Annotated in this window: 23 protein-coding genes and 1 riboswitch; of the genes, 11 read left to right on the top strand and 12 right to left on the bottom strand. The window is 49.1% G+C overall.

What is annotated here, in order from left to right; all coding sequences use genetic code 11:
• Nucleotides 1–20: 20 nt before the first annotated feature.
• From KB186_RS14195 to moaC, 5 genes are all read right to left on the bottom strand, one after another.
• Nucleotides 21–1,229: an aminotransferase-like domain-containing protein gene (locus KB186_RS14195; protein WP_173610994.1), complete on the bottom strand. Its 1,209-nt coding sequence runs from the start codon at nt 1,227–1,229 to the stop codon at nt 21–23.
• A gap of 190 nt (nt 1,230–1,419) precedes the next feature.
• Nucleotides 1,420–1,890 (bottom strand): hypothetical protein, encoded by a 471-nt coding sequence (locus KB186_RS14190; protein ID WP_173610993.1) that lies wholly within the window; start codon nt 1,888–1,890, stop codon nt 1,420–1,422.
• 154 nt (nt 1,891–2,044) lie between these two features.
• Nucleotides 2,045–3,226, bottom strand: a complete 1,182-nt coding sequence (locus KB186_RS14185) for a pyridoxal phosphate-dependent aminotransferase (RefSeq protein ID WP_232773838.1) — start codon at nt 3,224–3,226, stop codon at nt 2,045–2,047.
• 83 nt (nt 3,227–3,309) lie between these two features.
• Nucleotides 3,310–3,424: riboswitch (SAM riboswitch) on the bottom strand.
• Between the two features lie 60 nt (nt 3,425–3,484).
• Nucleotides 3,485–4,741 (bottom strand): MFS transporter, encoded by a 1,257-nt coding sequence (locus KB186_RS14180; protein ID WP_173610991.1) that lies wholly within the window; start codon nt 4,739–4,741, stop codon nt 3,485–3,487.
• 3 nt (nt 4,742–4,744) lie between these two features.
• A complete protein-coding gene (gene moaC / locus KB186_RS14175; RefSeq protein WP_173610990.1) occupies nt 4,745–5,227 on the bottom strand; it encodes a cyclic pyranopterin monophosphate synthase MoaC in 483 nt (160 codons plus the stop codon).
• Between the two features lie 172 nt (nt 5,228–5,399).
• On the opposite strand from moaC, the gene KB186_RS14170 reads away from it, so the two are divergent.
• The 5 genes from KB186_RS14170 (at nt 5,400) to KB186_RS14150 (ending at nt 9,317) form a co-directional block, all read left to right on the top strand.
• On the top strand, nt 5,400–5,939 hold the full coding sequence (locus KB186_RS14170) for a methylated-DNA--[protein]-cysteine S-methyltransferase (RefSeq protein ID WP_232773837.1): 540 nt from the start codon (nt 5,400–5,402) through the stop codon (nt 5,937–5,939).
• Nucleotides 5,932–6,645: a 2OG-Fe(II) oxygenase gene (locus KB186_RS14165; protein WP_221868154.1), complete on the top strand. Its 714-nt coding sequence runs from the start codon at nt 5,932–5,934 to the stop codon at nt 6,643–6,645. The genes KB186_RS14170 and KB186_RS14165 overlap by 8 nt, the downstream gene beginning before the upstream one ends.
• A gap of 12 nt (nt 6,646–6,657) precedes the next feature.
• A complete protein-coding gene (locus KB186_RS14160) occupies nt 6,658–7,476 on the top strand; it encodes an SPL family radical SAM protein (protein WP_232773836.1) in 819 nt (272 codons plus the stop codon).
• 103 nt (nt 7,477–7,579) lie between these two features.
• Entirely contained in the window at nt 7,580–8,287 is a 708-nt protein-coding gene (gene moaD, locus KB186_RS14155; protein WP_173610986.1) for a molybdopterin converting factor subunit 1, read from the top strand.
• Nucleotides 8,288–8,291: 4 nt separating this feature from the next.
• A complete protein-coding gene (locus tag KB186_RS14150) occupies nt 8,292–9,317 on the top strand; it encodes a ThiF family adenylyltransferase (RefSeq protein ID WP_232773835.1) in 1,026 nt (341 codons plus the stop codon).
• Between the two features lie 63 nt (nt 9,318–9,380).
• On the opposite strand, the gene KB186_RS14145 is transcribed toward KB186_RS14150, so the two are convergent.
• From KB186_RS14145 to KB186_RS14135, 3 genes are read right to left on the bottom strand one after another with little or no spacing between them, the layout of a single operon-like run.
• Nucleotides 9,381–10,442: a sensor histidine kinase gene (locus KB186_RS14145; protein WP_173610984.1), complete on the bottom strand. Its 1,062-nt coding sequence runs from the start codon at nt 10,440–10,442 to the stop codon at nt 9,381–9,383.
• A complete protein-coding gene (locus KB186_RS14140) occupies nt 10,439–11,101 on the bottom strand; it encodes a response regulator transcription factor (protein ID WP_217367230.1) in 663 nt (220 codons plus the stop codon). The genes KB186_RS14145 and KB186_RS14140 overlap by 4 nt, the downstream gene beginning before the upstream one ends.
• A 15-nt stretch (nt 11,102–11,116) precedes the next feature.
• On the bottom strand, nt 11,117–12,874 hold the full coding sequence (locus KB186_RS14135; protein ID WP_232773834.1) for an ABC transporter ATP-binding protein: 1,758 nt from the start codon (nt 12,872–12,874) through the stop codon (nt 11,117–11,119).
• Between the two features lie 290 nt (nt 12,875–13,164).
• Between KB186_RS14135 and acnA the strand changes: the two genes are divergently transcribed.
• The 5 genes from acnA (at nt 13,165) to KB186_RS14110 (ending at nt 19,773) form a co-directional block, all read left to right on the top strand.
• Nucleotides 13,165–15,894, top strand: a complete 2,730-nt coding sequence (gene acnA, locus KB186_RS14130; RefSeq protein ID WP_221868151.1) for an aconitate hydratase AcnA — start codon at nt 13,165–13,167, stop codon at nt 15,892–15,894.
• Nucleotides 15,895–16,141: 247 nt separating this feature from the next.
• Nucleotides 16,142–17,323, top strand: a complete 1,182-nt coding sequence (gene alr, locus KB186_RS14125) for an alanine racemase (protein WP_232773869.1) — start codon at nt 16,142–16,144, stop codon at nt 17,321–17,323.
• 79 nt (nt 17,324–17,402) lie between these two features.
• Nucleotides 17,403–18,995 (top strand): alkaline phosphatase family protein, encoded by a 1,593-nt coding sequence (locus KB186_RS14120; RefSeq protein WP_232773833.1) that lies wholly within the window; start codon nt 17,403–17,405, stop codon nt 18,993–18,995.
• A gap of 97 nt (nt 18,996–19,092) precedes the next feature.
• Nucleotides 19,093–19,362, top strand: coding sequence for a DUF2785 domain-containing protein (locus KB186_RS14115; RefSeq protein WP_370646683.1), 270 nt, complete (start codon nt 19,093–19,095; stop codon nt 19,360–19,362).
• Between the two features lie 87 nt (nt 19,363–19,449).
• A complete protein-coding gene (locus KB186_RS14110) occupies nt 19,450–19,773 on the top strand; it encodes a DUF3892 domain-containing protein (protein ID WP_173610979.1) in 324 nt (107 codons plus the stop codon).
• A gap of 116 nt (nt 19,774–19,889) precedes the next feature.
• Here KB186_RS14110 and KB186_RS14105 read toward each other — a convergent pair whose 3' ends face one another.
• The 3 genes from KB186_RS14105 to KB186_RS14095 all read right to left on the bottom strand — a co-directional run bounded on the left by KB186_RS14105 (nt 19,890) and on the right by KB186_RS14095 (nt 21,904).
• Entirely contained in the window at nt 19,890–20,393 is a 504-nt protein-coding gene (locus KB186_RS14105) for a DUF4188 domain-containing protein (protein ID WP_221868149.1), read from the bottom strand.
• A 9-nt stretch (nt 20,394–20,402) separates the two neighbouring features.
• Entirely contained in the window at nt 20,403–21,035 is a 633-nt protein-coding gene (locus tag KB186_RS14100) for a TetR/AcrR family transcriptional regulator (protein WP_173610977.1), read from the bottom strand.
• A gap of 122 nt (nt 21,036–21,157) precedes the next feature.
• Complete coding sequence (locus KB186_RS14095) at nt 21,158–21,904, bottom strand: IclR family transcriptional regulator (RefSeq protein WP_047071855.1); 747 nt, start codon at nt 21,902–21,904, stop codon at nt 21,158–21,160.
• A gap of 227 nt (nt 21,905–22,131) precedes the next feature.
• Between KB186_RS14095 and KB186_RS14090 the strand changes: the two genes are divergently transcribed.
• Complete coding sequence (locus tag KB186_RS14090) at nt 22,132–22,869, top strand: YheC/YheD family protein (RefSeq protein ID WP_232773832.1); 738 nt, start codon at nt 22,132–22,134, stop codon at nt 22,867–22,869.
• 54 nt (nt 22,870–22,923) lie between these two features.
• Here the strand turns inward: KB186_RS14090 and KB186_RS14085 are convergent, their stop codons facing one another.
• Nucleotides 22,924–23,748 (bottom strand): aldo/keto reductase, encoded by an 825-nt coding sequence (locus KB186_RS14085; RefSeq protein WP_232773831.1) that lies wholly within the window; start codon nt 23,746–23,748, stop codon nt 22,924–22,926.
• Nucleotides 23,749–23,757 lie beyond the last annotated feature (9 nt).

Raw genomic sequence — 23,757 nt, 5'->3', positions numbered from 1 at the left:
TGGTTGTCTTTTTGCTTCCATTAAACATTTGTCACCAGTGATTCGCTGTAGGCGTGAAATGCTTTGCCCAGTCGTGAAATCGCAAGCTCCGTGTCTTCCCGGTTCAAAAGCGTATAGTTCAAGCGCATCGTATTGAGATGCGGCTCAGCTGCATAAAACGGCTTCCCTGGCACGAATGCCACGCCTTCCTGTACGGATTGGGCCAGCAGCTTCTCTGCATCGAAGTGCTCAGGCAGATTCACCCAGAGGAACATCCCGCCTCTTGGTTTTTCCCACTGTACGCCCTCCCAGTTTTGCGCAATCAAAAGCTCATGCATCCATTCCATGCGCGCCTTGTAGGACTCGCGGATTTTCTCAATGTGGCGCTCCAGATCAAAGCGGGACAACAGCTCATACAGCGCGTACTGGTCGATTGTGCTCGACTGCAAATCCACTGCTTGCTTCGCCTTCACCATCATTTGAATCACGCGGGTATCTCCAATGGCCCATCCGGTACGCAAGCCTGGCGCGACAATTTTGGAGAAGGTACTAGTGTACACCACACAGGAATCGGTCGGATGCTCATCCAGTGAGAAAATCGAACGGTACGGAGCTTCCCCATCGAATTGGATCTCTCCATATGGATCGTCTTCCAGGATGAGAATGTTTTGCGCCTTGCATTGACGAAGCAAGCCTAGACGACGTTCAAGGCTCCATACCTTTCCTGTTGGGTTGGCAAAGGTAGGAATGACATACACCATTTTCGGGCGATACTGGGCAATTTTTTTCGCCAGATCGTCCAAATCCATCCCATTGGCATCACCGTCTACGGGAATCGCTTTGATTCCCCGGAATTGGAACAGCTGAACGGCTGCCAAATAGGTAGGGTTTTCGACGAGAACGACATCGCCTTCGTCTAAATATACACGGCACAACAAGTCAACTGCTTGCTGAGAGCCAGTAGTGATGATCATATTATCTGCACCGACGTTCATATGCTTTTGCTTCATACGGGATGCAATCCACTCACGAAGCGGCAAGTATCCATCGGTCAATCCGTACTGAAGAGCTTTTGCCCCTTGTTCGAATGCGCGATTAAACGCTTCGCGCATCTCTGCGATTGGAAAAGAATCCTCTGCTGGCAGTCCACCTGCGAGCGAGAGCACTTGATTGCCTTGAGTCAGCTTCAAGATTTCCCGGACAGCCGAGGAGGATAGTGCTTCAACAGATTTTGAAAACGAGTACTCCATCTTCCGTTCCCCCTTGATTTTGCTTATCCTTGTTTTATCACTGTCAACAGCGTAAGTCCAATCCTTGCTAGCTATGAGCAGATAGGTTTTGACTATGTCGAGCGGTTGTTCAACCATTAGTCTTGACACACTCCATGCAAAAAACCCCTCCTCGTATCAAACGAAAAGGGGTCCATATGTATCGCTATATCTAGGCGATGCGGAACACACGTGGTTTTTCTGTATGTGGGAGGAAAGAGAGGTCGACATGATTGGACGCTTCTTCCATACCGATATCGCTTGCCAACAGCAATGCCTCTTCCTGGAAGGTCGGCGTACAGCTACCTTCATTCAGCTCACAGAGTCGCTTCAATCGCTTCAGTCTCTCTGCTGATTTTTCTATTCTCATGCATTCGTTCGTCAGCTCACATACGTTGACGTGACGAGCATCAGCGATCATGCTAATATCATTCACATGGACAATCAGTCTTTTGCCTTCTTCTGTAACAAATCCGATCGAGCAAAAATGCGCACCTGACATTTCCAAACGAGTGAGAACAGCATTGGCGTAAACTTCTCCCGTCCGCAAGCGAATCTGGCCTGCTTCAATGGCTCCGCCGATTTTTCTCTCGTTGGCGATCACCGTATACATATCCGTGTAACCGTTAATCTGATAGCGCATGGTACCCTCCCGCTCTCGCTGAGACTAATTATCATTAACAACAATGACATCGTATAATGAAAATCATTATCTGTCAATAATGAGAATGATTTTTATTCTAAAAGGAAAAAGCCACACTCCATTTATACGGTAGTGTGGCCAAATTGCCTCGCTTTTATTTTGTTTTCGTAAATAACCCCAGCCGCTCAATCCGCTGGACCGCTTCCGCAAGACGCTCTTCGTTGGATAACAAAGCCGCTCGCACATAGCCCTCACCTGTGGGGCCAAAGCCATTTCCCGGCGCTACGACGACATGCGCTTTTTCCAAAAGCAGGTCAGAGAACTCCACGGATGTGAAGCCGCTTGGAACAGGAAGCCAAGCAAAAAACGAACCTTGAGATGGTGGCGCCTGCCAGCCAATCCGATGCAGATTGGAATACAAGGCATTACGGCGGCTTTCGTAGACAGCGACGAGATCGCGGACGCACTGCTGCGAATCCGTCATCGCTTTGGCTGCTGCCATCTGTACCGCTCCGAACAGGCTGACGAAGTAATGGTCCTGAATGAGGTTAATCAGACGAACCAGCTCGCGATTTCCTACCATGGCACCCACACGCCAACCTGCCATATTGTACGTTTTGGACAAGGTATAAAATTCTACGCCTACTTCTTTTGCACCCGGAACCTGCATGAAGCTGACCGGCTTTTTCCCGTCATAGCTAATCGCCCCGTAAGCGAAGTCGTGGCAGACGACGATTTCATGTTTTCGGGCAAAACGAATAGTTTCTTCATAAAACTCAAGTGGTGCGTTGACTGCTGTCGGATTGTTCGGATAGTTGAGAAACATCAGTTTCGCTCGATCCAAATCAGCTTGGGAGAGCTGGCTGTAGTCGGGCAAGAAATCATTTTCCGCCTTCAACGGCATCATGGCCATCCGTCCGCCTACGACCGCAACCCCCGACCAATAATCCGGATAGCCTGGGTCTGGAACTAGTGCAACATCGCCTGCGTTCATGAGGACTTGGCAAATCTCTACGAGTCCGGTTTTGCTACCGAACAAAATCGCTACTTCTTCCTCTGGATCGAGGTCCACATCAAATTCTTGCTTATACCAATGAGCCACTGCCTGCTTCAGTTCCACGCGTCCCTGAAAAGGCGGATATTTGTGATGGAGTGGTTGTGCCGCTTGCATCTGTAATTCTTCAATAATGTGCGGCGGTGTCGGCAAATCGGGATTGCCCTGCCCCAGGTTAATGACGTCATGGCCTTGCGCAATGACCTTGTTTACTTTTGCCACCAGGGTCGCAAAAAACTGGGTAGGGAGTCGATCAATCATATCGGAGGGTTGAATGCGCATCTTTGTTCCATTCCTTTCTTGGGCCCAATACAGTAAAACCCCCTTTTTCCATACAGAAAAAGGGGGAGATCAGCTTGGTCACGTCCTTATCTGTCAGGAAAAAATCCTGCTGGAATTGGCACAGCATCTGTCCATCACATGGAACAGATCCGCTGCCGGGCTTCATAGGGCCAGTCCCTCCACCTCTCTGAATAAGTCAAACACACGGAATATACTGTTTTTTCGTCTATATCATACTACTTGAGCACGTAAACCGTGTCAAGATGCTTGGTTCTGTACCGGCATTTGATGCCTTCTTTTCTGAAAAGAGCTGTGGAAGGCAAAGAAGGCGACAGACAACAAACACAAGCCTGCCATCACGAACAATAGTCCCTGCGCGTGAATGGATTGGAAAATGAATGCGCCAAGCAGTGGACCGAGCATCCGCCCAGCCGATCCAGTCCCTGCAATCAGCCCTTGGATAAAGCCTTCTCGTCCCTCAGGCGTAAATTGTGCAGCTACTGCCGGCACCGCTGGCCACACGAGCATTTCGCCCAGCGTCATGATGAACATGCCTGCCACAAAGCCTGCATAAACCGTTGACTGAGACAAAATCAACATCGACAAGGCAAAAATATAAGCGCCCAAGAGCATTTGTGCTTTTAGCGTACGAGCAAAGCGTCGAATGACCCACGCAATCAATGGCTGACCAAACAGGATCAAACCGCCGTTCAGCGTCCACAACAGACTGTATTGACGGAGGGAAATGCCCAGGGTTTGCATATAGGTCGACAGCACCGTCGTCCATTGGACATAGACAATCCAGCTAATTAACAGCCCCCCGCATAATAGCAGCAATGCGCCCCATACCACTTTTGTCTCTTGTTGTGGTTGTCGCAGCACATCACCAGCTACTTGCTCAGGCATGCTTTGTCCAGTCGTCGCGTTTTCGCGTTGTTGTTCCACCATTTTTAGCTGACGCGGCAAAATGAGCATGAACATCGCGAGGACGATCACTTGAGAGATGGCATTACCGAAAAACGTCCAGGCAAACGATACACTTGCCAAGAAGCCGCCCAATGCAGACCCGGCAGCTACCCCCACATTGAGGGAGACATAAATCAGATTGATTCCTTTACGTCCTCCGTCCGGCCATAAAACGACGGCCAATGCATTCATCACAGGAGAAAGTGTCCCGTAAAACAGTCCATTCAACAGAAGCAAGACAACATAAATCGTAAAATCTTGCGTTACACCTAATCCGATCGAAATCAGGATAACACCGATGGAACCTACAATAATAGTGCGCATTTTGCCCCAGCGGTCAAACATCATCCCGCCAACAATACTTCCGATCAAAAATGCGCCTTGATTTAAAAGCAACAAGAAGCCGGCTACAGTCAGCGGCTTTCCGAGATGATTGTGAATATAGATCGTGACTAGCGGCCAAATACACGCCATTCCGGTAGAAAAAATGACGGCAGCAATCGCCAATAAACGAATGCTGCTCGGATAGGATTCCCATTTTTGCCTCATGGCTTACTTCTCTCCCCGATGGAAATCGCCGCTTTTTCCGCCTGTTTTGGATTGCAAACTGGTCGGACCGATTATCATTGCTTTATCCATGGCTTTGCACATGTCATACACCGTCAAAGCCGCTACGCTGACAGCGGTCAACGCCTCCATCTCGACGCCAGTTTTCCCTGTCGTCTTCACGGTTCCTGTAATCGCAAGCGTCGTTTCATCTACAAATGCAAATTGTATGTCGATGCCAGTCAATGGCAGCGGATGACACATCGGGATAATTTCCCACGTCTTTTTGGCAGCCATGACACCTGCTACCTGCGCAACTGCGAGTACATCGCCCTTTTCGATTCGACCTTCGCGGATTCGGGCGAGTGTTTCGGGTTTCATGCTGATTTGGCTCTCGGCTACAGCCACCCGTTTTGTGACGTCCTTCTCGGATACGTCTACCATCCGCGCTCGATTTTGTTCATTAAAATGTGTTAATTGATCTGTCATACTAGAATCGTTCCTCCTCTATCTCCTCCTACCTTACTCCCGCCGCTGGATAAAAGCAATGGGAATGTAGAAGACATTGTTTCGTTATCTTGCTCATCCACTCCTAAAAACGTACGAAGAACAGGTGCTGGAGGTATACTGTGCGTACACAGTTCAAAGGAGGCGTATGGAAATGGAAATGAGGAAGAATCAGACGGTACATTGGTCCATACTTGTGCATGGTGATTGGACCATTTATCTAGCTGCAACGGCTGCCGGGCTTTGTTATGTCGGCTCGGTCAACCAGCCTTTTGCTGAATTGGAAGCTTGGGTTAAAAAACATCACCCACAAAGTTCGCTGGTGCAAGACGATCTATGGCTAAAGCCTTTTGCAACAGAACTGATGGAGTATTTGCAGGGAACGCGCGAGCATTTTTCCATGGATTTCGACCTGTCTGGAACGCCTTTTCAGCTCGCTGTCTGGGAGGCACTGCGCCAAATCCCATACGGTCAAACGGTATCGTACACCGACATTGCAACCATTATTGAAAAGCCTGCTGCTGTTCGTGCTGTCGGTGCAGCAATCGGTGCCAATCCGGTTCTCATTACAGTACCCTGCCACCGCGTCGTCGGTAAAAACGGTTCACTGACTGGCTATCGTGGAGGACTGCCCATGAAGACAACTCTGCTTGATCTGGAGAAAAAGACAAATCGGGGTGTGAAGCATGGCTAAATCAGTGGCAGAGACGATCGCTGCACTTGACTGGCATTCCTTGCAACAGGAGCTAGACAAACAAGGGTATGCAACTTTTCCTTCCTTAATAAGCGCCGATGCGTGCGAAGAATTAATCGCTACGTATGGACAGGATGACCTTTTTCGCAATACGATCCAAATGGCGCGGTACCGTTTCGGTGAAGGGGAGTATCGCTATTATCAAGCTCCCCTTCCCTCGCTTTTGCAGGAGCTTCGCGAAGGCTTTTATCCAATGCTTGCGCAGACTGCGAATCGGTGGCTGGAACTGCTGGGACGCGAAGCTATTTATCCTGCTACCCTCCCTGAATTTTTGGCGCAATGTCACGAGCAGGGTCAGTTGCGCTCTACTCCACTGATTTTGAAATACGAAACAGGTGGCTATAATTGCTTGCATCAGGATATGTACGGCGAGGTGTTCTTCCCGTTTCAAGTGGTTTTTGCCTTGAATCAGAAGGAGAAGGACTACAGGGGCGGAGAATTTCTACTGATGGAGCAACGACTGCGCGCACAGAGCAGGGGACATGTGATAACCTTGGACCAAGGCGCTGGCCTGATTTTCCCGACATCCTACCGTCCAGTGCAGGGAACGCGAGGCTACTATAAAAACACGCTGCGCCACGGTGTCAGTACGATTACCTCAGGAAAGCGCTACAGCCTCGGAATTATTTTTCACGATGCAAAGTGAGGAACGCCCCATATGAAAAGCATCCTTTCCTATAAAATGCCGAAAACCCTCCTTAATAAAGGAAGCGGATTTCTTGCGGATTACACTCACTCGCTCAATCCCTATACGGGCTGTTCTTTCGCCTGCTCTTATTGCTATGTTCGGCAAATGCCTGTCTCTTTGTTTCGCAACGAGCAATGGGGCACGTGGGTTGACATTAAGCAGCAAGCTGCCGATTTATTGCGCAAGGAGCTTTTGCGGGCAAAGAAAAAAGGAAAGGTAACCATCTTCATGTCTTCGAGTACAGACCCGTACCAGCCCATCGAACAAACGGAAAAAGTAACGAGGTCTTTACTCGAAGTCATGGTAGAGAATCCACCCGATTTTTTGCTGGTGCAGACGAGAAGTCCCTTGGTTTGGCGGGATGCAGATTTGTTGCTCCTGCTGGGTGATCGCGTCCGCGTCAGCATGACCGTCGAGACCGATTTGGAGGAGATTCGCCGGTACTTTAGCCCGCAAGCTCCCCCCATTCAAGCGCGGCTCAAAACACTCCAGCGCTTGGCGGAAGCAGGCATCCCTACACAAGCAACGATTGCCCCTGTTTTGCCGAGCAGTGAGTCATTCCCGGAGATTTTGCGCCGCTTGGTCACCCGTGTCTGTGTCGATGACTTTTATATGGGAGATGGCAGCGGCGGCAAACGAACGAAAAGAAACGGCATTCCCGCTCTCTATGAACAGCTGGGACTGGAACAATGGTATGATCCTACCGCCTATCGGATCGTCTATGATCGGCTATTACGTGTTTTTCCGCCGGATCAGATTTATTTGAGTCAGGAAGGCTTCGCCCCTTAGAATCTACTGTTGATTGTAACACCCCATTCATTGGCAACTTTGATCGGTTTATGATATCGTCTAGCCTAGAGAGTAGTATCATCCAGGGAAATGAGGAATTGTCTTGACCATTACAATCTTGTTATTTGCCGGACTCGCCGAACGTGCGAATGCCCGGGAAGTACAGTTGACCTTATCTGAAGGCGCGACCGTTAGCGACCTTCTGCAAGCAGTGGAAAAAGAATATCCTGCGCTCTCTGCGCTTTTGGGCAGTTGCTTTGTTTCTATCAACCACGAATATGCAACGAAAAATCAGATCATTTCAGCCGATGACGAGATTGCCCTCTTACCTCCAGTAAGCGGCGGAGAAGAAGACCCGCGCTTTGCCATTACCGAGGAGCCTATTTCTGCGGACAAGCTCGTTCGATTGGTGAGCAACCCGCATGCGGGCGCAATTCTTACTTTTGTCGGAACTGTTCGGGAATTTACCCATGGGCAGCGCACCGTGTATTTGTCCTATGAAGCGTATGCCCCTATGGCTGTTGAAAAAATGAAGCAGGTGGCAGCTGAGATCGAGGAACGCTGGCCGGGAGCCCAAGTCGCGATGCACCATCGTATCGGTCATTTGACTGTGGAAGAGATTGCGGTTGTTTGTGCCGTGGCAACAGCGCATCGTAATGAATCATTTGAAGCAGGCCGTTATGCCATCGAGCGACTCAAGCAGATCGTTCCTATTTGGAAAAAAGAAATGTGGGAAGATGGAAGCGAGTGGAAGGGCCATCAGCAAGGACCATGGAATCCTCTTGCGATGCCAGAAGGAAAGGTGGAGTAACGCCTTGGATACTCGCTATTCCCGTCAAATATTGTTTCATCCAATCGGGCGCAGTGGACAGGAGAAGCTCGGGCGAAGTCGTATTGCGATCGTCGGCATGGGAGCGCTCGGAACGGTTCTCTCCAATCATATGGTCCGTGCTGGAGTAGGTTTTGTTCGCATCATTGACCGCGACTTCGTCGAGCCGAGCAACCTGCAGCGTCAAATGCTCTACGACGAATCCGATGCAGCCGAGCATTTGCCAAAAGCAATTGCAGCCCACGCCAAGCTGACAAAGATCAATTCAGCTGTTACGATCGAACCGATTGTCGCAGACCTCACCGCTTACAATGCGGAGGAATTGCTGGCAGACGTCGATCTCGTTCTGGATGCGACAGATAACTTTCAGGTGAGATATCTCGTGAACGATGTTTGCGTTAAGCATAGTATCCCGTGGGTGTACGGTGGCGCCGTGAGTGCGACCGGAACCTTTACCGCGATTCGTCCAGGAATCACGCCTTGCTTGCGCTGTCTTTTCCCTGAAGCGCCAAACCCGGGCGAGATGCCTACCTGTGACACGGCTGGCGTCATCGGACCGATCATTCACATCGTCGCCTCCTATCAGGCAACAGAAGCATTCAAGCTGTTAGTGGGCGCAATCGATGAACTCAATCCGAATTTGGAGCACTTTGAGATTTGGCATAACCGCCATCAGCAAATCAAGGTGGTCAATGCCCGCCGAGACGATTGTCCGACATGCGGGCAGAAGCAATTTTCGTTTTTACAGCCGGATACCCAAGATGGACAAGCCGTTTCGCTTTGTGGTCGAGACACCGTACAAATCTCGCCCGCCGCTGCAATGACACTTGATCTGAACGCATTGGCAGCAAGACTTTCCCCTTTGGGACAAATTGAGCAGAACAAGTTTTTGCTGCGTTTCCGTGTCGATACGTACACGCTCGTCATTTTCCCAGATGGTCGCGTCCTCGTGCAAGGCACAGATGACGTCAGCCTGGCACGTTCGCTCCATGCCAAGTATATCGGCGCGTAACTGGTTTACCCGTAATGAAAATAAGCTGTCCCAGACCGTCACTCGGACGAAGGGGCAGCTTTTTTACGCCGTTTGAACAAATGTAATCGTAAACGTGGTACCTTTCCCTACTTCACTATCCACGACGATCGTGGCATGATGCAAATCCATTATTTTTTTCACAATCGCCAGCCCCAGACCACTGCCCGAATTGGCTCGATTCCGCGATGGGTCCGCCTTGAAAAATCTTTCGAAAATGCGCTCCTGATTTTCCTTGGATATCCCGATTCCCGTGTCGGTTATTTTCACGAGTACTTCTCCGTTTACCTTCTCCAGCTTTACGCTGATTTTCCCGCCTGCCCCTGTAAATTTGATGCTGTTCCCAAGCAAGTTGGTCCAGACTTGACTCAGCATATCCTCGTCGGCCACGATTTCGACTTTTTCCAAGTCTATGTCCATTTCAATCTCTTTCGCCACCCATTGGGGCTCGCATGCAAGGATAAGTGCGCGTAGTTGCGTGTCCAACCGATATGACTTCCGCTCCAAATCATGCTGGATGCCCTCTAGTGCAGTGAGCTTAAGCAGGTTGTCGCTGATCTTGGACAGTCGCTTGCTTTCCGACTCGATAATCTCCAAGTAGCGTTTACGCTCTTCTTGGCTAAGTCTTTCATTATGCAGGGCGCGAGCAAACCCGCTGATGGACGTCAAAGGCGATTGGATTTCGTGGGAAACATTGGAGATGAACTCCTGCCGCAGCTTCTCCATTTCATTTAATTGTTCCGCCACATGGTTGATGCCGTCCACCAACTCCCCCCATTCATGCGCCAGCTTGATATCCAGATTGACCCGAAAATCCCCCATGGCAATCCGTCTAAGCGCATCAATCAATGGTTGAAACCTGCCCCGATGCCTTGACATGGTGAAGAAAGAAATAATTATTCCTACCCCAATAAACAGGATGCAGTTCAAAACGGATTGGACCAACGTTTTTACAAGATTATTGGGATGATAGCCCGTATAGCTATAAAAGAGAGTCGTAATCCCGTATGCACCTAGGCCGCACAAGGCAAAAACAACACATAAGCCCACCACACTGACGATTTTTTTCAGCAAAACATAGGAATGTTCTGGACTTCTCTTTTTCATACGACGATCTCCAAACGATAACCAAGTCCTCGGACCGTCCGGATCAAAAAGCCGTACATCGCTTCCGGAAAACGTTCCCGCAACCGGTTGATGTGCACGTCTACCGTACGCTCATTCCCCTCAAAATCATAGCCCCATATTTGTTCGATCAGCTGCTCGCGGGAAATGGTCTGCCCGGGATAGCTGGCCAGTTTGAACAACAGCTCGAACTCCTTTAGTGGGATCGTCCAGGTTTTCGTGCCACTCGTGACTGCAAATGTTTTACGATCAAGTAACAGTTGACCTGCTTGAACCTGATGCGAAGCGGCAATCCGGTAGCGCTTGAGCAGCGCTTTTACCCGGACGACCAGCTCCTGCGGATCAAACGGCTTCACCAAATAATCATCTGTCCCCAGCTCAAAGCCTTTGATTTTTTGTGATGTCTCTCCCTTGGCAGTCAGCATGAGCAAGGGAAAATCATAATACTCACGAAGCTTTCGACACAGCTCCCAGCCGTCCATGTTCGGCATCATGATGTCAAGAATCACCAGTTGTGCGGCAACTGATTCCAATTTGTCCAATGCCTCCTGTCCGTCAACGGCTTCCACTATCGTAAAGCCTTCATTGCGCAAGAAGACGCTGACGAGCTCGCGAATATGCGGATCGTCGTCAACTACCATAATCGTGGTCACGTTCTACACCCTCTCTTTTACGAGCAATTGCTGACTAGCCAATTCCCGGTACATCTCATGAGTTTGAAAAAGCTCTTCATGTGTACCCATACCTGTGATTTTTCCCTTTTCCAAAAAGATGATTTGGTCTGCTTCTACCACGGTCGACAAGCGATGGGCAATCACGAGGGTGGTGCGTCCCTTCATCAAATTTTGCAACGCCTTCTGGACGATCATCTCGGAATTACTGTCCAAGCTAGAGGTCGCTTCATCCAGCATCAAGATTTGTGGGTCCCGAAGCAGTGCACGGGCAATGCCGATTCGTTGGCGTTGTCCACCCGATAGCTTCATGCCTCGCTCCCCTACTTCTGTCTCATAGCCATTCGGCAATTCCTCAATAAATTGATCCGCATAGGCCATCTTTGCCGCTTCCTTCAACTCCTCGTCGGTAATCGTCCGTGAAATCCCGTAGCAAATATTCTCTCGGATGGTTCCGGCGATCAATGGACTTTCCTGGGAAACGTAGCCGATTTGACTTCTCCATGACTTCAAGGAAAAATCCGTGATGGGATCATTGCCTAGCCTGATTTCTCCAGTCAGTGGCTGGTAATATCTTTCAACCAGGGAAAACAACGTCGTCTTGCCGCTGCCGCTCGGTCCGACAATCGCATTTACTTTTCCGGCCCCAATTGTAAAGCTGACATCATCGAGAATCGTTTCCCCGTTCTCATACGCGAAGCTCACATGGCTCAAATGGATGGGCAGTCCTGCGTTTTCAAGCGTCCGTCCTGTCAGAAGATCCTCCTCTTCAGCGTTCAGTGTCGAGATGATTCTTTCGGTTGCCCCCATGGCTTTTTGTAACGAGGTGAAAAACTGTGTGAATTGCCCCAGCGGGATGACAATTTGCACCAGATACAAAATAAATGCGACCAGCTCACCAGCTGTCAATGCTCCCATGGACACACGCATGCCACCATAGCCGATCACAACCACGAGCAGCACCATCAGGATAAAGGACATTAGTGGTCCAATGACGGCTTGGACTTTTCCTTCTCTCAGCCCGAATCGGAACAAATTCCCGATTGCCTTTGTTCCCATTCCCAACTCGTGGGTTTCGGCATTGGAAGATTTGACGAGCCGCATTTCTTGGAGCACTTGATTCATAATGGTTGTAAAGCTGGCGGTTTCATCTTGCAATCCTTTTGAAATTTTGTACATCTGACTGCCAAGCGGCATGAGAATCCCGATGCACAGCGGCACAGCAACGAGCATGGTTAACGTCATTTGCCAATCGAGGTAGAGCAAGGTCACCACAGAACCAACAATCGTGATCAATCCTGTGAAAAAGCTGGACAGGTGCTCCGTAATCAGGCTTTTCACAACGCCGGTATCGTTGGTCATTCGACTGATCGTATCACCTGTCCGGTTGTTATCATAATAAGAGATCGGCAGGACGAGTAGTTTTTTCCATAGTCGTTCACGGAGTGAGGCCACCACACTCTCGCCGACATGATTTAATAAGTAGATGGACAGTCCTCCTGCAATGGCTTGTGCGACAAAGGCAACGATCAATAGAATGATTTGTGGTGTTGTAATCGTAGACAGGGAAAAGCTGTCCACCAAATCCTTCGTAAACAAGGGTATCACTAAGCTAACTAGTGTAGTTGCGATGCTCATGAACAACGCGACACCGATTTTCAGCTTGGATGGCTTTGTGTCCCTAATTAATCGAAAGAAAGGTCGCCAGTTTCCCCATTTCGCTACGCTGTTGGTTTGTTCCATTCGTTCATTTCTCCCCTTTTTCCTTCACTCATTTTCACTTGCAAGTGATAAGATACTGCATGAATGTAAACGAAATATAAACGGGATAATAATTCAAGTGCGTGCAATTTTCTTCTTTCTAATAAGAAGACGTTTCTGATCCAATTTTCTTTACCTATGATTTTTGTATATAAATGATGAATTTGGGGTAGAAGCCGGGAAACAAATCGTATATAATAGGTTCGTAATGAAGAAACGAAACAACGTTTCACCAGATGAAACTCCAAGTTATTATAGGGAGGTTGTATACATTGGCTAACAAAGATGCTTACAAAGTAAAGTCTTCCCTGCAAGTAGGCGACAAGTCTTTTGCTTACTATCGCCTGCAAGGGTTGGAAGAACAAGGATTGGGCGATGTTTCCAAACTGCCGTTCTCCATTAAAGTTCTGCTCGAGGCTGCTGTTCGTCAGTTCGACGGCCGCGCGATCACCAAAGAACACGTACAACAATTGGCGACCTGGACAAAAGGCCGCGACGAAAACCAAGAAGTACCTCTCATGCCAGCTCGTATCGTTCTGCAAGACTTCACCGGTGTACCGGCTGTAGTTGACTTGGCAGCGATGCGCATCGCGATGAAGCGCGCTGGTGGAGATCCAAAACGAATCAACCCGTTGGTTCCAGTTGACCTCGTTATCGACCACTCCGTCATGGTTGACGATTTCGGTAACGCGTCCGCTCTTGACAACAACATGAAATTGGAATTCGAACGCAACCAAGAGCGCTACCGCTTCCTGCGTTGGGCACAAACTGCGTTTGACAACTTCCGTGCGGTTCCTCCAGCTACTGGTATCGTTCACCAAGTAAACTTGGAGTACCTCGCAACTGTAATCGCTACTCGCGAAGTAGATGGCGAATTGGTTGCTTTCCCTGACTCTCTCGTAGGTACTGACTCCCACACCACTATGATCAACGGTCTTGGTGTTCTTGGATGGGGTGTTGGTGGTATCGAGGCAGAAGCAGGAATGCTCGGACAACCTCTGTATTTCGTAACGCCAGAAGTAGTTGGTTTCAAACTGACTGGTACCCTGAGTGCTGGTGCGACTGCAACCGACCTCGCTCTGACTGTTACGCAAATGCTGCGTAAAAAAGGCGTTGTAGGTAAATTCGTGGAGTTCTACGGACCAGGCCTGTCCAACATCTCGCTGGCTGACCGCGCTACCGTAGCAAACATGGCACCTGAGTACGGCGCTACTATGGGCTTCTTCCCAGTAGATGCTGAGACACTCAACTACATGCGTCAAACCGGTCGTGAAGAAGACCTCATCTCCTTGGTTGAAGCTTACACCAAAGCACAAGGCCTCTTCCGTACTGACGAGACTGTTGACCCAGTATTCTCCGAAACATTGGAACTGGATCTGTCCACTGTCGTACCTAGCTTGGCTGGTCCAAAACGTCCTCAAGACCGCGTAGAACTGACTGCTATGAAGGAATCCTTCAATAACAGCCTCGTGACGCCGATCGACAAGGGCGGATTTGGTCTCTCCGAAGAGAAAATCGCAGCTAGCGCACCTGTTGCTTATCCAAACGGTGAAACAGCTACGCTGAAAACTGGTTCGGTTGTTATCGCAGCGATCACTTCCTGTACCAATACATCAAATCCTAGCGTAATGCTGGGTGCAGGTATCCTGGCGAAAAAAGCTGTGGAAAAAGGCCTGAAAAAGCCTCCTTTCGTAAAAAGCTCCCTGGCTCCAGGTTCTCGCGTAGTTACCCAATACCTGAAAGACGCTGGTCTGATCGATTCTCTGGATGCTATCGGATTCAACGTCGTAGGTTATGGTTGCACCACTTGCATCGGTAACTCCGGTCCATTGCCAGAGGAAACCAGCAAAGCTATCGCTGACGAAGATCTGACAGTTGCAGCGGTACTCTCCGGTAACCGTAACTTCGAAGGCCGTATCCATGCACAGGTAAAAGCGAACTACCTCGCTTCTCCTCCATTGGTTATCGCCTATGCACTCGCAGGTACTGTAAATATCGACCTGACTACAGAGCCAATCGGCACTGGCAAAGACGGTCAACCTGTATTCTTGAAAGACATCTGGCCAACTCCACAAGAGATCGCAGCTGCTATGGACAAAGCTATGAATCCGGCTCTGTTCCGCGCTGAGTACGGCCAAGTGTTCACACAAAACGAAGCTTGGAACAAAATCGACGTTCCAACTGGCGACCTGTATGAGTGGGATGAAAAATCCACGTACATCCAAGAACCGCCATTCTTCCAAAACCTGGCTGGAGAAATCGCTAAAATTGCAGACATCAAAGCAGCGAACACCATCGCACTCTTCGGTGATTCTGTGACAACTGACCATATCTCCCCAGCTGGTAACATCTCGCCAACTAGCCCAGCAGGTCTGTATCTGCAAGCAAACGGCGTAGAGCGCAAAGACTTCAACTCCTACGGTGCTCGTCGTGGTAGCCACGATGTCATGATGCGCGGTACATTTGCGAACATCCGTATCCGCAACCAAGTAGCTCCTGGAACTGAGGGCGGCGTAACGAAATACTTGCCAACTGACGAAGTAATGTCCATCTACGATGCTTCCATGAAGTATCAAGCAGACGGTACTCCACTCGTTGTACTGGCTGGTAAAGAGTACGGTACTGGTTCTTCCCGTGACTGGGCAGCAAAAGGTACATTCCTCTTGGGTATCAAAGCGGTTATCGCTGAGAGCTTCGAGCGTATCCACCGTGCTAACCTGGTTGGTATGGGCGTTCTGCCTCTGCAATTCGCTGATGGCCAAAGCTGGAAGTCCCTCGGCATCGACGGTACTGAGTCCTTCAGCATTGTGGGTCTCTCCGATGATGTTCAACCTGGCCAACGCGTAAAAGTAGAAGCAACGAAGAAAGACGGCAGCACTTTCGAATTCGAAGTAATCGTGCGCCTCGATTCCATGGTAGACGTAGACTACTACCGCAATGGTGGTATCCTGCAAACGGTTCTGCGTCAGTTGCTGGATGAAGGCAAACCAGTAAACGCGTAAGCAAACGAATAAAAAATAAGTTCGTATCAGCACCCACCCAATGAAAAGGGCAGGCTCCGAGTATCTCGGCAGTCTGCCCTTTTTACGTTCCCAGTCAGAACATGGTTGTCGTTAAACAGGCCTCTCTACACTTGGTCTGTTTTTTGTTTTCACTTCCTGATAGTGATAGGCCACGCCTAAGAAGAAGAAACGGTGAATACGCATGGAAGAGGGAATTGTTTCCCACAAAAAGGGAGGGATTTTCGTGATGAAACAGTTGTTTCGCGAAACCTGGATCGAGGTCAATCTCGATGCCATTAAGAAAAACATTCGGGCCATACGCCGGCATATTCCTGAACAGACGAAAATCATGGCAGTTGTAAAAGCGAATGCCTATGGCCATGGTTCTGTTGGAGTAGCCCGCCATGCCCTCGAGTACGGGGCTACTTCTCTCGCTGTCGCCATCCTGGAAGAAGGCATCGTCTTGCGAAAGGCGGGCATTGTAGCACCTATTCTCGTGCTGGGATTCACTCCTCTTTCACGTGTCAAAGAGGCGGTCGCCTGGAATATTGAGCTGTCTGCGTTTCAGGCCGATTGGATCAAAAAAGCCGATAAAATTGTCAAAGCAACCACTTTCTCCAATCGTTTGAACATCCATATCAATGTAGACACTGGCATGGGACGTCTCGGCGTACGGACAAAATCTGCGTTGCTTTCAGTCGTGAAGGCGTTAACTTCAAGCTCTTCCCTTGCATGGACCGGAATCTTCACTCATTTTTCCACTGCGGATGAACCTGACCACACATTAACCAAAGCGCAACACGAGTTATTTGTTGATTATCTTCGTTACCTGAAGGAAAAAGGCTTCGAGCTTCCGACCGTACACATGTGCAACACCGCCGCCACTATTGCTTTTCCCGAATATAGCGCCGATATGATCCGCCTCGGAATCGGCATGTACGGGCTGTATCCATCCGCTTATATCCGCCAACTCCATCGTGTGAAGCTCGTTCCGGCACTCAGCTTGAAATCGCGCTTCTCCTATGTGAAGACAATGCTGACGCCACCTTATACCATCAGTTATGGGGCTACATACATAGCAAAGCACGGAGAGGTCATCGGGACGGTTCCAATCGGTTATGCCGACGGATATTCGCGCGCACTCTCTAACCGGGGATTTGTTCTGTATCGAGGCAGAAGGTTGCCAATCGCAGGGCGAGTGACGATGGATCAGATGATGGTCAGCTTGGGAGAAGGCAGTGGAAAGCAAGGCGATGAAGTCGTGATTTATGGCAAGCAAGGAAACCTCGAGATTACTGTCGATGAGATTGCTGAAATGCTCGGAACGATCAATTATGAAGTCGTTGCCACCCTCAGTAATCGCATCCCTCGTTTGTTTTTGGAAAAAGGGGTGATTGTAGAGATCTCTCATCTGTTGCCGGAAGGGTAAATGAGGCAGACTTGGAGAATAATTTTTCCCCGAAAACGAAAAATAGGGAAAACCAAATTCGCATAAAAGGAATGGAAACATGAAGCCGCGATTCACATACGCCACCCTTCTCCTGTTGGTGCTGAGTCTGACTGTGATCAGCTGCAAGCCAGACTCAGCTTCCCAAATCCGTCAGCATAGCCTTAAGGCTCAACCCACGGCTGAGAAAAACGAATCACAAAAGCCTGTCCTGCTCATTCTCATTGATTCGTTAATGGACAAACCACTGCAAGAAGCAATCCGGCAAGGCCGCGCTCCAGCTTTGGGCTATTTGCTTGCAAACGGGCGCTATTACCCGCAAGTTGTGAGCTCATTCCCCACCATGTCGGTGGCGATCGACAGCACCCTTCTTACAGGGACGTATGCCAATCAGCATCATGTACCGGGATTATCCTGGTTCAGCAACAAGGAAAAGCGGATGATTTATTACGGGTATGGTCCCAAAGAAGGGCTAAAGATCGATCAGCCACAAGTGCTGTTAGATATCCTTCATCAATTAAACCTGGTCCAGCTCAATCCGCATACGAAAACCATCCATGAAGAATTGGCGGAAAAAGGCAAGGATACCGCTTCCATCAATGCGATTCTATGGCGAGGCAAAACGCCCCACACCTTACAAATCCCCCGTCTCATTGATTTCGGCACACGTTTGCCAAGTGAACTGAATGTGACCGGACCAAAATTGATGTCGTATGCAGCATTTGCCCAGCTTGATCCGAATCAAAAGCGTGAAAAGCGCATTTGGCGAAAATACGGGATGAACGATGAGTTTTCCGCGCAGGAGGCTGCCTATCTCATCGCCAACAAAAAGCTTCCCCCTCTTACCATCACCTACTTGCCGGAAAATGATATGGAAGTACATAAGAAGGGACCCGCTACGATCGAAGGGATTGAAAAAGCGGATAAAGCGCTTCAGACCGTACTCGATGCATTTGGCTCGTGGGACAAAGCAATCAAAGAAGCGCGGTGGATCGTCATGGGAGACAGTGGACAGACCCCTGTTCTGAATGATCGCAAGACCGCTACCATTGACTTGCGCAGCTTATTGACCGACTATCGTATAGCCAAAATCAGTCAGCCTGTCACCCCTACTGATCAAGTCGTGATTTCGACCAACGAACGGATGGCTTATATTTACGCCTTGGACTCACGTATTCCGTTATCGGATATCGTAAAACGCTTGCAGCGTGAAGCTAAGCTGGACATCATTGCGCGTAAGGAAGATCAAAAGATTGTCGTAACAGCAGGCCAGATCAATCAACAGTTTTCTTACCAGCCAAACGGTCCCTATATTGATCCATATGGTCAAACATGGACCTTCGATGGCGATCCGCGTCTGCTGGATATGACCATCAAGAACAACCGGATGACATACGGGAAATACCCGGACGTTCTAGCGAGGCTCTATGGCGCAATGAATTCGCATGAAGGCAGATATGTGGTCGTTACTGTTCAGCCTGGGCATGAGCTCATTACCGAAAGCTCTCCCACCCATATCGGCGGAGCGGCACACGGTTCCTTGCACGAGATCGACTCACTCGTTCCCCTGCTGGTAACCGGGACAACCACGAAACCCAAAACTTTGCGTATCGTCGACTTGAAAGATTGGCTGCTGCGCCTGACAACCGAGTGAGTAAGGCAGTTTTTTAGAGAAAGGGCGGGTTTCGGAAAATCTGCCCTCTACTCTTTTTATTCCGTCGTTTTATTACTTCCCCTTATCCTGATCCTGCATCGGAATCATCCTTTTCTCTTACATCCGGCAAGAAACAGATCTGCGGCTATGTGGAAGAAAAGGCTGGACGCATGCTGCCGCTCATGCTGCAGACGCTCGCGATGACCTGGCTCAATGCAGTGAACTGGATCAGACTGACCTGTCTGGAATCGTGATGAACTCTCCTTGGATGATTTGGATGGATGGGTTCGGAGTTTTGCGAATCGTTTGGATAGTAGCTATTCAATCGAATCGTATAAGTGGATTGCAGCGACCTTGCTTCCTCTAAGTTCACAGCGAGCATAGTCATCGAAAATCAAAACGAATACATGTTCTCCCCCATTTTAGGCACCCTACTGATGAGGAGGAATGATGCATGGATCAACGAAACTTTGAACAAATTTATGAAACGTACAAAAATGCCGGAGAACAACAGGCGATCCAGGAAAATGAAGACAACAGCCCACTGACTAATACGGGAAAAGAGCAAATCGTCGCCGTCAGGAAAAATGACGATGGAGACTTGATCGCCTTTAAAACAGACACAGGCCGCGAGCTCGACTATATCACCGCACTCAACGACGCAAAGGCTGGCAAGCTGGCTCATGTAGACGTATTTCACAAGTATGGGAGAGACATTCTGCGGAGTGAGCCAGACGGAATCAAGGAAAACAATTTGGATAATCTGCCTGACTTTTGACGGCAAAAAGGTCGCCCACAGCAGAATCGGGGCGACCTTTTTTTGTATCGATGCGCATTGGGTTAGTGGATAAACTTACCGCTACTCGATTCTTTTGTGGCTGCCGGTCTCTTCTGTTATTGTGCAGGAGTAGGAACTGCTGGCTCGTTCTCACCGCCCAAACGCCGGCGTGCCGTCTCCCTTTTTCCCACTGCCGGTAGATGCTCTCCTGCCTTGGCCAATCCCCAGACAGGCATATTTCCGTAAAGACATTCGTATTTTCCAGCATCGACCAAATACGTCTCGTGAAAAATCCCAACCGTTCCATCCATTCCTACCGCTTGGTTGAACTTCTTCCACGCGCTCAGATGATTGTGGCTTTTTCTCGCGTAATTTTCCAGGTGCTCATAGGATCGCCAGTACTGGATTTGGGTGATTTCACGGAGATTAAAATGCGAAGTATGCCCCAAAAGTCCGAGCTCAGGATGCTGATACAACTCTCGCATCATGCCACCCATGGCGTTAGCTACTGGCATCCACTTATGAACCGCAAGCATACGGTTGATTCTCATCCCGATGATAAATACGACGAAAGATCCTTCCATTTGTGCTGTAAAACGCCCCGGAACTACTTTTGCCATCCGACTCCCCTACCTTATCAATGATTTGAGGTGCAGCTCATAACACGCCATATAATCAGACACATGAAACAAATGTGCCGTCAGATAGGCTCCGTAAAATATCGAGAATAACAGAATAACGGCTTCCCTCTCCGGCAGGTGAAGGGCGAGTTGACCATCCTCGGCTGCTTCTTGCACGCACTTTTGCAACATTTGATGCAGATCAGTTGCTCTAATGGCTTCTCTCTCCTCTTCCTCGGGGAAGCGCAAGTACAATTCTGCATCAGATAAAAGCGGGACACACGGGTGCATTTTTTGCTCGGCTAAAAAGCTGATAAGGCTAAGCATGACCCCAGGCTGCTTCTCGCTATCACGCGTAACCTTGGCAAAAATATGCCGAACAGCTTCCCAACCTCTCTTGTCAGTACTCCGCAACTCAACAAAGCACTCTGCCTGCCATATGCTCATGTAATAAATCAAGAGCTCTTCTTTTTGCGGGAAAAATTTAAAGAATGTAACCTTCGACACCTCTGCTCGTTCGCAAATGTCATCCACAAGTACATTGCGGAAGCTCCCGTCTCCTATCAGCTCCAAGGCAGCGTCCAGAAGGGCGAATTTGGTTTTTGCTTTCTTTTTCTCACGTAGTGATAATGCTTCTGCCATCTTGTACTCCTTTTTCCATATTTCCATTTTCGTTTATCATAGTATATAAATTAACTTAAGTAAAGTTTTTTATTCGAGTAACAAAAAACCAGCACCTCCATAGCGGTGTGCTGGCTTCTTCGTTATTTCATCATTTTCCCCATCCGATAGGCTGCTTCCATGATGTAAGGAGCATATTGGCTCATTTTTTCAGGAGTCAGGCGGTTGGAAGGACCCGACGCCGCTATTGACGCTACCAATTGTCCATTGCGGTTGAATATCGGGACGGCTACGGCTGCTGTCCCCAGCTCCCGTTCCTCTACGCTAGTCGCGAAGCCTTGCTTCCTGATTTGATCCAATTGCTCAATGAAAGACTCCTTGTTCACATAGTCAGGCCAATTCGGATCGCTGATGACTTCCTGCAAAATGAAAGGCTCTGCGTAAGCAACGAGTACCTTGCTGGATGCCCCCACCGCAAGTGGCATACGCGCTCCGATTGGCGCCACCCTGCGAATCGGCTGCTTGCTTTGGACTGCCTGTACGCGTATCCGCTCGTTTCCATCCCGCACGTACAAACTAATCGTTTCCTCCACCAAATCCCGCAATCGCTCCATCTCCGGCAGCAGCAAAGTCGCTGGATCATCGTTTTGCGACAAATTGGCGGATAACTCCCAAACGCGAAACCCAAGTCGATACTTCTCCGTCTGGACATCTCGTATCAGAAACCCTTTGTTCTCCAGCGTTGCCAGCAAACGATGCACGGTACTTTTATGCAAGGAGAGTCGACTCGCTATCTCGCTCAGGCCCAGATCCGTTGCGTCCGTAAAACAGAGCAGGATATCCAAAGCCCGATCGACTGCTCGAACGTTTGCTTTTTGTTCTTCTTCCATAAGTGTTTGACACCTGCTTCCTACTTTGTTCCGATCGTTTCATCTGATGAAACGAATATGCTACTTTTCAGTATACGAAAAAATAAAGCATAGTAAAGAGCGAATCCAAAGGCTCCCCTACCTATTTTCTATTTATGAGGTCATTCCCACAGACGCGGAAACCAGATAGGACATACACTGACAGCAAAATAGCTACGTTTCCATTCTCGATTGGGGGAATGACCTTCTTGGGCAAAAAGAGCAAATCAAAACTGACCAAGCATAACCTGCTCCGAGCAAGTTCTGCGCTTGGCTCGGCCTTACCCCGGACAGCTCGTTTTTCTAAACAGTCTTTGCATGCATTTCTGGATCAATACAAAAAGGTGATCGTCAAGCCAGCAACAGGAAGTGGTGGTGCTGGCGTCATGCTCATCACACGGAAAGCCAAGGGCCGTTACCGCGTCCAACGTGGACCTGCACACTACACGTTGCGTGGCAAGTTGGAGACTTACAGGTATTTGCGCAGAAAAATAACGACCTCTTATCTGATTCAGCGCGGTATCTCACTGGCACGCGTCAATGGTGCCTTGTTCGATGTAAGAGTGATGGTCCAAAAAAGATCAGGCTCTCCCTGGGCCGTTACCGGAATCCTTGCAAAAGTAGCAGGCAGAGGCTATATCATCACCAATGTCAAAAGAAGCAAGGGGCGGGTGCTGCCGATCCGTTCAGCCATTCAACGCTCATCGATTCGCGGTGCTTCCACCTCCACGATCATTGCTCGCCTGCGAAGAATCGCCATACTCGCTGCGAAACGATTGGCACGCTATTACACGAGCCAGAAAGTCTTTGGTCTGGATATGGGGATTGACGCAAGTGGCCGGGTATGGATTATTGAAGCCAATCTCCACCCCGACATTACCCTGTTTCTGAAGCTTGCCGACAAATCAATGTACAACAGAATATGTGCTTATCGAAGGCATGTATAAGAAAAAGGGGAGCCGTTCTGACGCGGCCCCCTTTTTATGTGTGTGATTGTCCTTTTAAAAATCAAAATGATCCGGGTCTGGCCCAAAACGCTTATTTTCATTTAGGGCAGTGATTTTTTCTACATCCTCTGCACTGAGGGAGAAGTCAAAAACATCTGCGTTCTGGCGAATCCGCTCAGGTGTGATCGACTTCGGAATCGTTACCACTTGGTTTTCCAAATCCCAGCGAAGCACAATTTGTGCAGGAGACTTGCCATATTTTTGTCCCAATTCCACCAAGAGAGGATGGTCGAGATTTCCTTGCATCAACGGGCTCCATGCCTCTAGTTGAATGTGATGCTCTTTGCAATACGCATGCAATTCTTTTTGGGTAAGCAATGGATGATACTCGACTTGGTTGACAACCGGAATGATCTCGCTATGTTGACGCAAATCCTCGAGGTGGTGGCTATGAAAATTACTGACGCCAATCGCACGTACATATCCATCGCGGTACAGCTTTTCTAAGGCCCTCCATGTATCGACATACTTGTCTTTTACGGGCCAGTGAATCAGGTACAAATCCAGCGTATCGGTACCCAATTTTTTCATACTTTCATCAAAAGCCTTCAGCGTTGACTCGTAGCCTTGATCCGCATTCCATACCTTGGTCGTGATGAACAATTGATCGCGATCAATCCCGGCTTGACGGATTCCTTCGCCTACGCCTGCTTCGTTGCCGTAGATAGCTGCCGTGTCTATACTGCGATACCCCGCCTCAATCGCGGATCGGACGGCCAACGTTTCGTTTCCGTCTTTTGCCTTCCAGACACCCAGACCCAGCCAGGGCATCTTCACCCCGTTGTTCAAAACGGAATGATCTGTGATATGTGTTGCCATTGGATCTCC

It is taken from the genome of Brevibacillus sp. AF8 (assembly GCF_021270385.1).
Classification (GTDB): domain Bacteria; phylum Bacillota; class Bacilli; order Brevibacillales; family Brevibacillaceae; genus Brevibacillus.
Note: the sequence above shows the minus strand (reverse complement) of the source record. Positions and strands in the feature narration are given on the sequence as shown.